Annotated in this window: 8 protein-coding genes; 5 read left to right on the top strand and 3 right to left on the bottom strand. The window is 45.7% G+C overall.

Translation table 11 applies throughout. The annotated features are described in order from the left end of the window. Nucleotides 1–6: 6 nt before the first annotated feature. The 3 genes from HQM11_08205 to HQM11_08195 all read right to left on the bottom strand — a co-directional run bounded on the left by HQM11_08205 (nt 7) and on the right by HQM11_08195 (nt 10,198). Nucleotides 7–2,697 (bottom strand): LPS-assembly protein LptD, encoded by a 2,691-nt coding sequence (locus HQM11_08205; GenBank protein ID MBF0351001.1) that lies wholly within the window; start codon nt 2,695–2,697, stop codon nt 7–9. A 29-nt stretch (nt 2,698–2,726) separates the two neighbouring features. Beyond that, nucleotides 2,727–7,940 carry a SpoIIE family protein phosphatase gene (locus HQM11_08200; GenBank protein ID MBF0351000.1) on the bottom strand — a complete coding sequence of 1,738 codons (5,214 nt, stop codon included), beginning with the start codon at nt 7,938–7,940 and terminating at the stop codon, nt 2,727–2,729. A 278-nt stretch (nt 7,941–8,218) separates the two neighbouring features. Continuing rightward, a complete protein-coding gene (locus tag HQM11_08195) occupies nt 8,219–10,198 on the bottom strand; it encodes a hypothetical protein (GenBank protein MBF0350999.1) in 1,980 nt (659 codons plus the stop codon). 20 nt (nt 10,199–10,218) lie between these two features. Between HQM11_08195 and HQM11_08190 the strand changes: the two genes are divergently transcribed. The 5 genes from HQM11_08190 (at nt 10,219) to HQM11_08170 (ending at nt 14,479) form a co-directional block, all read left to right on the top strand. Next, a complete protein-coding gene (locus tag HQM11_08190; GenBank protein MBF0350998.1) occupies nt 10,219–10,773 on the top strand; it encodes an HD domain-containing protein in 555 nt (184 codons plus the stop codon). 295 nt (nt 10,774–11,068) lie between these two features. Continuing rightward, nucleotides 11,069–12,364, top strand: coding sequence for an adenosylhomocysteinase (locus tag HQM11_08185; protein MBF0350997.1), 1,296 nt, complete (start codon nt 11,069–11,071; stop codon nt 12,362–12,364). A 141-nt stretch (nt 12,365–12,505) separates the two neighbouring features. Beyond that, nucleotides 12,506–12,970 carry a flavin reductase family protein gene (locus HQM11_08180; protein MBF0350996.1) on the top strand — a complete coding sequence of 155 codons (465 nt, stop codon included), beginning with the start codon at nt 12,506–12,508 and terminating at the stop codon, nt 12,968–12,970. 15 nt (nt 12,971–12,985) lie between these two features. Then, nucleotides 12,986–13,843: a hypothetical protein gene (locus HQM11_08175; GenBank protein ID MBF0350995.1), complete on the top strand. Its 858-nt coding sequence runs from the start codon at nt 12,986–12,988 to the stop codon at nt 13,841–13,843. Nucleotides 13,844–13,867: 24 nt separating this feature from the next. Further along, nucleotides 13,868–14,479, top strand: a complete 612-nt coding sequence (locus HQM11_08170; GenBank protein MBF0350994.1) for a 5-formyltetrahydrofolate cyclo-ligase — start codon at nt 13,868–13,870, stop codon at nt 14,477–14,479. Nucleotides 14,480–14,534: the final 55 nt, after the last annotated feature.

Genomic DNA, 14,534 nt, shown 5'->3' with positions numbered 1-14,534 from the left:
GCAGGCTTACAAGGGAGGATGTTCACGGACATACGTTTCATTGGCCTGTATTGTTGGCAGAGCGGAGGGGCCAAAGGTGACAGTAAAATACACAGTGCGATCTACGACTTCCCGTTCTTTTGGTGTCACACCTTCCGGAGCTTCCTCCTGAACTTTAGTCACATTTTCCCTGAGACTCAGTTGCAGTGCATAACAATTGGACCGATATGTGGTGGAAAAAGAATCCTCCACAAGCCTGCGTTCGAAACTGCGATCATCCGCACTCAGATTCAATTTCCCATAAAACCCCACGCTCAGTTCATCGGTGGCGGCAAACGAATTATTGAAAGATAAAGTGGAAGTGTTTTGATGTAAAAAACCATCAGGAGTCCGGAAGGTACTTTCATTGTTGTGAAAATTGATATTGGAGGTATTTCGATCAATGCTGACTTGAAAATCAGCCTTGGATTCAATGATCCTGGAAAGCTGATGGTGGTAGCGCAACATAAAATTCCATGAAAACGCCGGTCCCGGGTTGAGTCCCCATTCCAGTATCAAGGGCAACAATGGTTCACCGGGGTCTGTCTCGGAATTCAGTTCAACGGGCCCCCGAAACGTTTGATGAATATCGTCCTTGAGTTTATCATAGCGCTGAGTCAGGCTGAATGTCGCAAAAACCCAACTGGGACTTTCATAGGTGGCACGTCCGGTTTTGTGCAAGGTACTTCTTAAAACTCCACGCTGAGCAACCGCCAGGATTTCTTCTTTTTGCGCCTCGCTGAGTTCTCCGTCAGTAATACGATCCAGTTCATTCAGAAATTCAATTTCGGCGGAAAATTCCTGTCCCACCATGGGGCGGATGCGGTGCAACATCTGGGGTTTCAGGTTAAATTTTCGCAATTGAAGATAGCCGGATTCATTGAGGGTGATGGCCCGTTCGATCAGTCTTTTTTTGGCCAACAGCACGTTCTCAATACGGTAAGTGATCAATTGCTGTGACTTGACAGAATCCTCCCCGTCAAAACTGACTGCAATGCTTTGTTCCTGATGAACATCCGCTACCTGAGTGTACATGATTCTGGGCGTTATGATGTGTTTGAAACGGCTGTAATTGCCTTCATCCACTTCAAATATACGCTCCAGCGCTGTATTGATTTCCGCGTCCAGCACTTCAATATCAATGGCAAATGAGGACTGTGGATGATCGACATCATAAAAAGAAAACCGCTTGCCATATCCCAGGTTCGCTTTGAAATATTCAAAAAACGGAAATTGATACCTGATTTTCGGAGTGGCAATTGTACGCACACCGCCCCTGCCGATTTCTCTGTAATAACGGGTAGTGCTGCCCGATGTTTCAAGTGTCAGGGACAGCTCATCCCAGGGATTGCCACTCACATTGAAGGTAAATTGAGGCAATTGTTGCAGAGCTGAATCCTGAAGCTTTCTGTTTTCCCAGGATTCTGCCTCAAACAGGGAATAAGGATTAAACACCAGCGAGGCATTTCCCTGTTCATATTGCCGGGTAAGAGATAAGGTCGTATCACGGGCACGTAAGGACGAGTCTGTGCGGTCATATTCCCGTTTATACTGCCCGTCACTGTATCCTGTTGTGGAAATAATCATCCGCGTGGAGTTGTCGATCACCGTTTGGTTATGAAAAAATTCATACTTGAAGCGTGGGAGATCCAGCGTCAAGCGCCTGTCTTCGTCCACACTCAGCCGGTCTTCATCAATTCTGCGATAACGCAGCATGCCAAACATATTCTCCCGAAAGGCATAGTTGTATTCCAGTTGCAGACCTTTTCCACGAAGTTCAATCCATTGAAAAGTGGTGGTCAGATCCTGATCCTGGTCGATGGCCCAGAAATAGGGCATATCCACCACATACCCGAGTTTGTAAGCTTTGTCACTGCTGGAGATCAGACTGTAGCCCGGGGACAGCATTCCACTCTGGCGTTTTGTGACTGTCGGCCAAAATACATAAGGGAAATAGAATACTGGAACATCACGGATATAAAGTTTGGCGCCGGAGGCCGCTGAAAAATTTTCCATGTAATAATTAATTTCTGAACTGGTGACTCTCCAGACCGGTGACTCCGGATCACAAGTCGTGATGCCACAATTCAGGGCCTGAAAATAATTACGATCGATTCTGCGGATTTTTTCAGCGGTGAGGTAAGCACTGTTTTTAAAATCATAGACCACCGCATTGTACATCAGCACTTCACGGGTCTTGAGATCCATTTCAAAGCGGTCCACTGTGGCAATGACATCATTGTCGGTAAAGTGCACAAAGCCTGTGGCGATGATCATTCCCTGTTTTCGGTTAACCCGAACTTCATCGCCTTCCAGCACCATATCTTCCCATTCGATTTTCGCGTTCTGATACACAAAGGAATCTCCATCCTGATTGTGGTAATAAGAACTTGTGCGGATCTTGAACTGAGGGAATTCAAATGTTTCCTCTAGTTTTCGGGAGTCCCTGGAGGCGGTTTGAGGGGGCGTCTGAGCAAAACCCAAGGAGGCATGCAAGCATAGGAAGATTGCGACAAATAAGCCAAACCGATAAATCTGGAGGAAAGCCTTCAACCTGTTCATGGGTGCGTCCTGCCAATAAATCCGGGTAGCCGAAGCACAGGGTAATGTTTCTGGTTGCTGGGAATCCTTGATATTCGGGGCATTGAACGCTTGAGAGGAAGGAGGGTTAGAAGTCAAATGATTTCACCTTAATGTGTTTTTATACCTTATTCAATTTCGCCCAAAATCAGGGTGACATCATCCCCATAAGGAACATCCTGACGATATTGATCCACATCCTCTACCAGTGCCTGTAAAGCCTGATGAACGTTGCGTGAAGTATGGCATTCTGACAGGAACTGTCCAACTTTTTTTATTCCATATTCCCGGCCTCTCGCATTGGTGGACTCATGCAGTCCATCGGTATAAACCAGAAGACGATCTCCGGGTTCCAGTTCGATGCGTTCTGTCGTGTATTGGGCTTCTGCTTCCTTGCCCAGTGTCAGTCCAGAGGCGGTCAATAACATTTTGTACCCTTTGGGCATGGAGGGTCTGAGCAACATTGGATGATTATGTGACGCACGGGAAATGGTCAGTTCATAGTGTTTCAGATCAATGCACAGCGCCGCGGCTGTTGCCAGGCGGACTCCACGGCCCACATGATAACAGGTTGAATTCAGCTCGGTTAGAATATCAGAGGGCTCAAACAGATCCGCATGGGTAGAAAACCATTTTTCCTGAAAATTCTGAAATGCGGCGGCAAATGCTGAAGTGACCAGTGCGGCTCCAACGCCATGCCCAGTCACATCAGCCTGAACAATGACCAGTCGTCCTGCGCGATCAACCAGATAATCCATCCAGTCACCCCCGGTTTGATGGCACGGCGTCCATAGATGAACAAAATGAGCACCCGCGATTTCAGGGCATTTGTCAGGAATCAGACCTTGCTGCATGACGCCTGCGGTCTGGAGTTCTTCTTCCATGACATGATTGATCTGCTCCAGCGCATGTGTTCGTTCAGCCACCCTCTGCTCCAGATCTTCGACCAGCATTGAATTTTCCAGTGCGACCGCGGCAGAAGACGCCAGCGATGCGACAACGCCCTGAATATCACGATCGAAGATATTTTCGAGAGTGGGGTGAACCAGATACAGATAGCCCAGCACATTGCTCTGATAACTGACGGGCGTTGCCAGGAGAGATCCCTGAAATTTTTCTCTGGTACGTGTTTCACGTTCCCAGACACACAGGGTTTCCTTGAAGCGGGCATTATTCAGGATGTTGGAATGCATGTAGGGCAGTTCCATCAAATTGTCAGGCAACTCGCTGATTTCAACCCCCTGAAAAGCTTCCAGTTCAAGCGCGTTATCGCTTGTGTTTCTGAAAATATAGGCAATGGTGGCTCCGCTCAATCGACAGGTAGCCTGAAGAAATTCATGAATCAAGTCTTTGGAATTGGTCATTTTGCTCAATTTCTGGGTCATTTCCAGAACTTCATTCAGTTTGAGATAGAGCGTGATTTCTGAAGAAGACGTGCTTCCCAACTGACTTGTCGCATGAGTGGCATGTTTGGTTTTGAAAGTGGTGCGTGAATATTCACGGCGTTCCTCGCCATGTCCCTGAGGCGACCGCCATTTACCACCAAGAATGGCTCGAATGACGGTGGCATACCCTGTCAGCTTGAGTTCATCGGCACGTTGAACGCATTCCAGCAGTAATCGTCTGGCAATGGCGGTCTTGAATTTCCAGTGCGTTTCCCCCCATTGGGCTTTACTGAAAATTTCATAAAACCTGAAATCTTTGGTAGCGGACTCTTCAATGGACTCTAAAAACAACGTGTCGGCTTTTTTCAGATTGCCTTTTAAGCCCCAATGTACCCCTTGAAATGTAAGCCACAGGGGATGAAATCCGGGATAAAGTTTCCCCATTTTTTTACAGAGTGCATATACTTTTTTAAGGCGTTTCCTTAAATTTTTGCGTTGTGAATTTTCCAGATCATCTTGCTCAAGAACACGACACAGACTGATTCCATAAATAAACACAAAATACATGCGCACGGACAGTTCATTGTGTTTCAGAAATTCGACCTTATACCATTCATCATAATACTTCAGTGCTTCCAGATGCTGACTCTGGCAGGACAGAATAAACCCTGCCATGCTGTAAAACGCCGCACAGTCAATGGCATTGGCCGGATCTGGTTTTGGAATTGCCGCCACCTGTTCAACCACCTTTTCCGGAGGCACCGGCTCCAGCATGGTCTGACATTTGAGTTTCAGACTGGTAATGGTGTTGATGATTTGATCCTTCCCCTCATCCTGATCCCCTTTTTTCAGAACCGTCATGCATTGTTCAAGAATGTCCTGATGCTCGAGAAATCGTGCTTGCCTCACGCGGCTGGTAAACCATAGAGCCGCGCAATTGCTCATATCCGGCAATTGATATTGCCGATAATATTCAAAGGCCTGGGACAACCGGATTTCACTTTCCTGGTCCATACCGCCCGGAATGAGACAAGAGGTGCTGAGCATGCTCCTGTAAAGTAGATAATTGCTGGTTTCATCGGCAGACCGCATGAATTCCGCACACCAATCCACCAACTTGAGACCTTTTTCCAACAACCCCATCGCACTCAGAATGGAGACGGAATACCCCAACGCTTTGGCTCGTTCTTTTCCATCCGGTAAAAAGGCCGCCAGATTCATCAGCTTTATGATAAAATAAACACACTGAATGACGTCCACAAAATAGATTGGCATGATGAAATCACTGGAATTGTCACAGACTTTCAGCAGATGTTCCCGGCGTTTCTTTTTCATTTTGAGCCGGAGAGACCGTGGTAAAAAAACATTCACCACGATAAAACGGAGTACTTCCACAATCAGTGCTGGAATAATCCATTTGGGAGAAGGGAAAAATACCCCGTAACTCCGGATGGCTTTTTTGGCAAATTCAGCGGCGGTCGCCGCATTGTTGGCAATCAGGTAGCCAAAGGAAAGTCTGGCAAACCAACTGGCCTGTTCCATGGAATCAGTAGATGTTTTCAGTAATTCTTCATAATGAATCTGTGCGTTTTCAGGCAATTTGAGGCGCACTTCCATTTCCGCCATATTCAGCAACAATGATTTAACAATGGCGGGATCGTTTTCTGCTGTCGAGCCTTCCTGCAACAGCGTCCAGGCGGTTTGATAAAAACGGAGGGCTTCCGCGTTGGCATACATGCCCGAAGCTTTGTCACCGGCATGCAGATAACTTTGAATCACTTTGTCACCGGGCAGTTGTGACGTATCCGCTTTTTCCAGATAATGAATGATCAGGTAGGGATCCATATTATCCGGTTGACTCCAGCAGTGACGAACAATCAGCATATTCCATTGACGTGTCTTGGGCTCTGGCAATGATTGAATCAAGGACTGGCGTACATTTTGGTGCGCGAACTGAAACAGATGTTGTTCTGACGCCAGAATTTGATAGTACTGACCTTCAGAAATAGCATGGAGGACCTCACTCACATCAAGCAGAAAAACCTCAGCAATATCTTCAGCAGTAAAGGGGATCCGCCACAGGGCGCACATGCCAAGAATGTCGCGGTCTTTCATTTCCAGTTCTTCAAGGTGGGATACCAGGGTACCCAGAAGATTTTCAGGAACAGAGAAATGCCGCAATTTGTCACTATTCAATGTCCAGGACTGCGTGGCCAGATCGAAGGAAAGAATTCGTTCCTTCAGCATCCGTTCCAGCAAAATTTTGATGAACAGAGGATTGCCCCTCGACAGCGGTATGAGTTTTTCCTTGAGTGCCTGCAAATCAGACGGACTAAAAACAGCGGCATCTTCAATGATTTGTGAGATCACCTTGTTATCCAGCGGTTCGAGCATCTGAACCATGATGTGTGAGTCCGGACTGTCAACATACTGTGGCCACCATGATGCCAAAACCTCAGGAGTCGGCAACTGTGAGCCAAGGGTTGCCAGGATGCAGGGCCGTTCAAGGATTGGCGAATCATGGCTCTGAAGCACATCAAACAGGGTCTCCAACGTGGACACGTCGGCCAGATTCAGATTTTCAAACCATAGCACAATTTGCGCTTCCCGGGTGGACAGCGAACTCAAAAAAAGATTCCAGACCTTGAGAACCCTGAATCGTTCCTGCTCTGGTGGCAACGTGACAATCGGGGAAACAGGGCCAGTGAACATTTTCTGAAATGCGGGATATGCCTGAATAAGAACGCCCAGATCGGGTCCGAGGTTCATTTTCAAACGTTGAGCCATGTTTTCAAGATATTCGGGTCCCTTCTCCAGTGCATGCTCCAGCCATTTTTCAGCGATTTGAAGAAAACCGTAAAATGGTGCCAGTCTTTCATTTTCCGGAAATTCAATTTTGAGAATAAATCCGGAATTTTTATTAATCTGCTGTGCAAGCCACTCTGTAACAGAGCTTTTCCCCATACCTGATTCTCCGGCAAAGGCGATCAGTCTGGGACTGGGCGCATTTGTGGAAAAAAGGGAAAGGAGTTTTTCCATAAGCAACTGACGACCTGCCAGTTGTGAAGGATATTTGAGAATGCGGGCCTGATCCAATTCACCCAATTCAAAGGTCTCTTCAGGATTTTTTCTGAGTTTGGACAGGTCATGCAAAATAGCGTCACAGGATTGATATCGCCGGGTTGTTTCTTTTTCCAGCATTTTAAAAATCAGGAGATCGAGCATCGGCGGAATATTTCCCCTGACTTCCAACAGCGATGGCGGCGTGTAGGAAACATGGCGATGGATTGTGCCGAGATCACTTTCCATTTTGAAGGGGTTGTTGCCGACCAGCATTTCATAGAAAGTGACACCCAGCGAATAGATATCCGTTGTGTAATCCAGCGATCGTTTCAGGAAACCCGTTTGCTCTGGCGAAGCATATTCCATGGTGAAGCCTGCGCCTGACACCATGTTTTCCTGATAGGGGGTCGCGATGCCCCAATCCGCAAGACGGGCCCGTGAATAATTTTCATCTTCAAACAGAATATTTTCAGGTTTGATATCAAGATGCAGGAATTGTTGATGATGAGCCTGAGACAGTCCCTTCAGGAGTTGAGTCGCAACCTGATAAAAAGCGTCAACATCGTCATACCGCCCCAGTTTTGAAAGTGCCTCACGGAGTGATTTCCCACGAAAATAATCAAAAATCAAAGCGACATACGGTGATTTTTCCAGAAATTCAATGGGGGTGACAATGGCGTCATGCTTAAAATTGGAAAGCATTTCCGCTTCATGTCTGATGATGTCTGAACCATAGGAATCATTGTAAGAGAGTTCCGCGATTTTAATGACCACAGTTTGTCCGGAGGAGCCTTCACGTTCATCTCTCGCATGAAAAACGGTGGTGAACTGGCCTTCCCACAAGACAGATAAAACACGGAATCCCAAGTGTTCCAGTGATGATTCAGTAACCATAATTTTTAGTAGAATGAATTTTATGTGTGATTGCTGGTTTCAAAAATTTGCCACCTGTGCAGGTGGTTTGAAAATGAGCCACCAAGAACGCCAAGAACACGAAAAAAAGGTTTTTTATATAAATGAAGTCCTCGGTGAAACCCTGATTTTCAAGTTTTCCGGTACATATTCCCTTTTTTACTTTGTGTTCTTCGTGTACTTCGTGGCTAAAAAAGTACTTGCACAGCTCGAAAATTTGCTGAGATATGTTTTATGTTTGTCTGAATTTCTCAGTCAAATCAAGGGGCATGAAGCAGAAAAAGCCCTGAGTTGAATAAACTTCTGGTTTGATGCTGAAGTACCTTGGCCTGATCCTGACATACAGGTGTCAGGCATAGTGTCAGAGTATCCTTGCCTGACAGTGAAAAGGGCTGTTTCTGAACAACACACATCTGATTGACGCAAGACAACATACGGCTGAAAATATTGATACGATCAGGACGTTCCAGGAGCGAATAACCCCAACTTGAAATGGTTGTTTCCTGATCAAACAGCAGCGATACCAGTGTTGGTAAAATATCCAGATTTGTTCCGGAAAACTCAAAAGTACGGGAACCATATCTTAAGAGCGATGTCTGAATCCAGAACGGTATTTTCATGGAGGCATAGGTTTCCCGATGTTCAGGCGTCCATTGAAGCGGGCTACCTCCATCAGAAATAAACACAAACATGGTGTCTTGTCTGAGCGCATTCATTTGGTGATACCACTGACTCAACTGTTGATCCATTGTCTGATACCAGCTTTCCGGATAGGGAAAATCCGGTGTTCTGTTGACGTTGACCGAAGACTTGAGGCGTTGTCGGGAAAAATTTATATCAGGAATAATCAAATTAAAGGAGGGCATGTCGTTGCTTTTGATCGTATCGGATAACGATTCCATCAGGGGCAGACCGGGTTCAACCCCGTTAGAAGCAGAATGATCCTGAGGTGACATTGTGAGCACTTCATCAAAACCTGTATTTCTGGCAAAGGCGTCCAGAATTTGATGATGCAGGGCACCCCCATAGACAAAACGTGTGAGATAGCCACGTTGTTTCATCAGAAGCGGCAATGTTTGATAATTCTGCCAATCCGCATATTCATTCAATCGGGATAAGGGATAATATTCGGGCAATGGAATGCCGTGGATCATGGTAAGAATGTTGTAAAGACTGTCCCTGTCATTGGGAAAAAAAGAAGAAAAACTGAGCACATTGGACGATCCACGAACCTGTGATAGTTGTGGAAATCCATTGAATTTTTCAGAGTTCCACATCCATTCCTGGGTATTCGGCAGGGTGATCATGAAGACATGCTTCGGAAGTGCTTTGAGCAGAGCTGTTCTTAACGGCAGTGTGTTGTAGCGAACCCCGATGGATTGCCCTTTGGTTTCAATGATCCGATGCGGGTTTGTTCCCACATAAAGTTGGAGCGATTGCAGTTTTCTGGGGAGAGTGTCCTGTTTCACTTTTTCAATCTGTTTATTCGTTTTTTCAAATGTTTCTTTCCAGCTCATGTAAAGATTGAATCCGGAATTGGTCTGCATATTTGCCAGATATGGATTGGGTGAAAGCATTTCCAGTTCATACTGTATGGGCAAGGGAATTCCCGTGGTGCCTCTCAGCGCAAGCAACCATAGCAGAAGCCACAGGATAATTCCTCGAGGTCTTTGAAAAAATTCGATATGCTCGAGAACCGGGAGCTTTCCTGAAATAATTCTTTGCAAGAATATTGAAAGCAGGCATCCGGCCACAACAGAGAAGAGGATTACCCAAAAAGTAATGCGGCCTGTCAGCAAATCAAATAGATAGTGCTGATAAACAGGATCAGACCATGATTCGAGAAAAGTCTTCCCGAAACGTTGCTGATTGATTTGCCATGACGAATATTCCGTAAGAAACAGGCTCAGCAGAACAATACTGCCAAACACGGTATAGCGGTGAATCAATTTCTGCCAGGATAACCGCGGAAACAGCGGCAAGGGAATAAATGGAATCAGCGCCAGCAATAAGGGCATGGTGAGGATGGTCACCACCATGGAGTCCATGCGCATCCCCATTATCAGGCTCCCGAAAATTTCAACTGGTGTTACTTTTTCAAACAGATCATAAGGAAAGTTACCCATAAAAAAAATCAGTCGCTGTGCTGTTAAAAAAAGCATGAGACTCAGCCATGCGGCAAGATATTCCCTGACTACTGTATTGAACCTGAACAGGGCTATGGACCATGAAACGGGCATAATTCCTTGTGAGAAAAACAATGACTTCAGAAAAACTGTTTGACGCTGTTGAATTTGCCACCCGAGCCCATCGGGGGCAATTTCGAAAAACCCTGCCCTCGCCTTATATTCTGCACCCGTTGAGAGTCGGGCACTGGCTGATTCGTTATCAGTTGCCGGAAGATGTTGTTGTAGCCGGCATTCTGCATGATGTGGTGGAAGATACCCCGTTCACTCTGAGCGAGATCGAACAACGCTTTGGCGTCCCTGTCGCGCAAATGGTTCGTGAGGTTTCCGAACCGGATAAAACGCTTTCCTGGGAAGACCGGAAACGCCATACCCTTGAAGCCATCGCCACTCTCCCCCTCGAATCTCTATGCATTATTTGCGCTGATAAACTTGATAACATGCTCTCACTTGCCGAGGAGCAGGAGTTTCAGGGCAATTCATTCTGGGATGTGTTCAATCGACCTTATGACCAACAACACTGGTATTATCACAATCTCCGGCAGACCTTATCGGTTCGGTTGGAGCGTTCATCCTTCGCCGAATTATTTCATCGGCTCAACAATGAAATTTTTCGAGTCTTCCCCTGAAAGGATAAACCATTTTTACTCTGACCGTCAATGCAATAAGCGGGCACTGAAGGGCTGTCTTTTTTCACGCTTCCATCTTGCTGCCCCATTCAGGTTAGCGCACCTGAACAATTGAACAAGAATGACAGCAGTAATCATTCGGTTCTTGAAAATTGTTAAATCATCTGAGAAAGTAACCGCCTTCCAACAGAATCCGGAGAATTCCAGTGGATTTGGGTTTCAGGTAAGGGGCTATCCAAACCTGAGAATCCTTTTCCATTGTCTCTGAATTAACAACAATTAATTAAGGAATAACATGTCTGATTACAAAGTCGCTGACATTGCACTGGCTGATCTGGGACGGAAAAAAATCACAATCGCTGAAACAGAAATGCCGGGTTTGATGGCTCTCAGGGAAGAATTTGGCACTATCAAGCCGCTTAAAGGCGCAAAAATCGCTGGTTCGTTGCACATGACTGTTGAAACAGCGGTATTGATTGAAACCCTGACCACCTTAGGGGCTGAAGTTCGCTGGTCTTCCTGTAATATTTTTTCAACCCAGGATGAAGCCGCCGCAGCGATTGCCACAACGGGAGTTCCCGTGTTCGCATGGAAGGGTGAAACCGAAGAGGAGTACTGGTGGTGTATTGAACAAACAATCAGATGGCCTGATGGCAGCAGTCCAAACATGTTGCTGGATGACGGCGGTGACCTGACACTTTATGTTCATCAAAAATATCCTGAAATGCTCAAAGGCATTCGTGGTGTTTCTGAAGAAACGACGACAGGTGTTCACAGGTTATATCAAATGACAGAAAAAGGTGAATTGAAAATTCCTGCCTATAACGTCAATGACTCTGTGACCAAAAGCAAATTTGACAACCTGTATGGCTGTCGGGAATCTTTGCTGGATGGAATCAAACGGGCTACGGATGTCATGATTGCCGGCAAAGTTGCCGTAGTCGTTGGTTATGGCGATGTTGGTAAAGGTTGCGCGCAATCTCTTCGGGGACAAGGTGCCCGTGTGATCATCACGGAAATTGACCCCATCTGCGCACTACAGGCCGCTATGGAAGGCTATCAGATTCTGACCATGGATGAAGCAGCGTCTCTGGGAGATATTTTTGTAACAGCGTCCGGATGCTGTGATGTGATCACCCGGAAACATCTGGATTTGATGAAGGATCAGGCGATTGTCTGCAATATTGGCCACTTCGATCTGGAAATTGATATTGCGTCCATCGCAAAAGATCCTTCCATTAAAAAAATGAACATCAAACCTCAGGTGGATCAGTTCACATGGTCCAACGGAAAACGCCTGATTGTTCTTGCTGAAGGACGACTCGTGAATCTTGGGTGCGCAACGGGACATCCAGCGTTTGTGATGTCAAACAGTTTTTGTAATCAGGTCATGGCTCAGCTTGCAATCTGGGAAAATTACAAAAATCTGGAAAATAAAGTCTATGTGCTGCCTAAACATCTCGATGAGAAGGTTGCTCGTTTGCACTTGAAAAAACTTGGTGTGAAACTGGATGTACTGACGAAAAAACAGTCAGATTACCTCAATATTCCTGTAGAAGGACCTTTCAAACCAGATCACTATCGCTATTAATTCAGGTTTCTGACCTGCCCTCCCGTAGAGACGTTACAGGCAACGTCTCTACGTTGCCTCAACCTGCTCCCGAACCACTGAAACTGTGCGAGTAATGCAAACACTTGTGTTTGAAATTGCTTCATGAAGGAAAAAAACATTATGAACTTTGATACCAAATTATTACGTCAGGCATTTGGCCAGTTTGCCACAGGGATTGCGGTAGTCACCGTCCAGACTCAAACCGGGAAAAAACTGGGATTGACCATCAATTCCTTCAGTTCAGTGTCGCTGGATCCGCCATTGCTGTTATTCAGCCTCGATAAAAAATCACGGGTATTTGATGCTTTTCTCAAGGCTTCGGCAATTGGAATCAGTGTGCTGAATGAACATCAGCAGTCTGTTTCAGACAATTTTGCCAAACAACATGAAACAGGCTTGGAGAATAGTTTTTCTCTAAAGACAGGTGCGCCTTTACTGATGGAATCTCTGGCAAATTTTGATTGCGAAGTACGTTTTCATTATGAAGGCGGCGATCATATTATTTTTGTTGGGGAAATTATTGATTTCAAAAAAAACGAAGGCAAACCGCTACTGTACTTTTCCGGAAAATATCACACGATTTAATGAGGGGGACCGCAAATGAAAAATTATTTGATACCTTTTTTGATCATCATGGCGTTTGTGACTGGATGTGCCCAGGCTCCCATCAATTTCAACCAGGCCCTCCTCTACCCTGAAGATCAGCAATCTGCTGAAAATTCACCAACACCTGAAGATTTGAATCCTCCTAAAAATTATATTGCGTTCACAGCGGTCAGGGTGCATCCCCAATTGACACGTTACCATAAGGCTTTAACGCTTGGTTTTATTCAGGCTTCTATTGAGACTTACACAACCCTGGGTATTGTGCCTGAGTATCAGATTGAGAACATACTGAGTTCGGACACATACCGCTCACAAAAACCTGAAATTGCGGATGTGTCTGTTGAAATGGGGGCCATGCTTCAGGCAAAATATGTGGCATTGGTGAATATTCTTCCCAATCTTGTGGAGTTGGAAGAAGGAAACTGGGGAACCTATGTGAATCTGGAAATATATCAGGTGAGTCCGAAGCGTCTGGCCTTCAAGGATACTTTCAGTTACACCATGTCTCAATCAAAACAAGCCTGGCTGGAGCTAAAACCCAAAATTCAGCAGGCATTTCCCCTGAGAGGTTTTGTTCTGGAAACACGAAATCATCGAGCCTATGCCAAGGTCAGTCTTGGAAAAAACAACGGCATCAAAAAAGGCCGGAAACTGAGCATTTTCAAGAGAGTCCTGGAGCAGAAAACCCTTTCAGATGGCAGTACCCAGTTCAATGAATCCTATTCTTCTCTACCCCTGGCAAAAATTGAGATCATGGAAGTGGAGGATGAAACTGCCTGGGGCCTGGTTCCTCCAGATCGTCAGAATAATTATGTGAAAGGGGATGCTGTGTTTGCGGATCCTGAATTATAAAATCACAGTCGGCGTAAAACTGTTATGATGCCCGAAATTCATCAGAAAGATAAAAAGACCCTGCGCCAACATTTCAAACAACTACGAAGTCAGCTTTCCGATGAATTCAGAAAAGACGCCTCCGAACGTATTCTCCAGTTTTTGCTGGAGGACCCCACCCTTCCTGCCATTCAGACCATACACACTTTTTTAAGCCTGCCTGAAGAACCCGACACACACCCTGTGGTTGAAGCCTTATGGAATCTCAACAAGAATGTTGTTGTTCCTTGTGTTCAGGACAAACAGACTTTAGAACATTCCCTGTTAACAAACTGGCAGGATGTAGTGACAGGGCCCTATGGAATAGCGGAACCTGCTGTGGAAAAAAGAATCCCTATGAATCCATTGCTCTTTGATTGGGTGTTGATACCGGGACTTGCTTTTTCTGAAAAAAATGGTGCCAGACTGGGATATGGAAAAGGGTTTTATGATCGTTTTCTCAAGGCCACTCCAGCATTATTAATCGGAATATGCTTTTCTTGTCAGCTCACGTCTGATCTGGTTCAGGAAACACATGATGTTCCTGTTCATGCAATCCTGACAGAAAAAGGATGGATTTATTATCATGAAAATATAGACAATGAGGACAACGTATAGTTCCCCTTCGGAAAGTCTTTTTCAGAAGACATCGCATTCAGAATGGACCGCCCAA

The organism is SAR324 cluster bacterium (genome assembly GCA_015232315.1).
GTDB lineage: Bacteria > SAR324 > SAR324 > SAR324 > NAC60-12 > JADFZZ01.
The sequence above is the reverse complement of the archived record's forward strand: the minus strand, read 5'-3'. Positions and strand labels throughout refer to the sequence as shown.